The organism is Ruegeria sp. AP12, from assembly GCF_056540025.1.
In genome coordinates this window covers 1-734 of record NZ_JBQFVZ010000193.1, presented here as the reverse complement: position 1 = coordinate 734, position 734 = coordinate 1, and the positions used below count along the sequence as shown (strand labels likewise).

1 protein-coding gene is annotated in these 734 nt (G+C 60.9%); it reads left to right on the top strand.

Features of this window, described 5'->3' with window-relative positions; all coding sequences use genetic code 11:
• Positions 1-734 (top strand): gamma-glutamyltransferase (locus tag ACR0E6_RS22200; protein ID WP_480587441.1); only part of this gene is annotated, 734 nt, incomplete at both ends.

Genomic DNA, 734 nt, shown 5'->3' with positions numbered 1-734 from the left:
TGATGAACCCGGCCTATGCGGATACACTGCGGGCACTGGCCGAGGACGGTGCCGCCGGGTTCTACGGCGGACAAATCGCATCAGATATCGTGCGGACCGTCCGCACCGCGCCGGGCAATCCGGGCGTATTGTCTGGCACCGATCTGGCCCTGTATCAGGTCATTGAACGCGATCCGGTCTGTGCGGCTTACCGCGTCTACGAGGTCTGCGGGATGGGTCCGCCCTCGTCCGGGGCGCTGACCGTTGGGCAGATTCTGGGTCTGCTGAACAGCTATGATCTGGCCGAAGTGGGCCCAGAAAGCATGGAGGCATGGCGCCTGATCGGCGAAGCCTCACGCCTCGCCTTTGCGGATCGTGGGCGGTACATGGCGGACAGCGATTTCGTACCGATGCCGACCACCGGGCTGGTCGACCCGGACTATCTGGCGCAGCGTGCGGAGCTTTTGAATGCCGAGGGCGCACTGATCGAGGTCTCCCCGGGCAATCCCGAGTTTGATCATGCGATGAACTGGGCTGATGACGAGTCATTGGAGCTGCCTTCGACGTCGCATATCTCGATCGTCGACAGTTACGGCAATGTCTTGTCAATGACGACGACGATTGAAAACGGCTTTGGTTCGCGTCTGATGACGAACGGATTTTTGCTGAACAACGAACTGACGGATTTTTCGTTCCGCACCCATCGCGACGGAGTGCCCATCGCGAACCGTTTGGAACCCGGCAAGCGCCCGCGT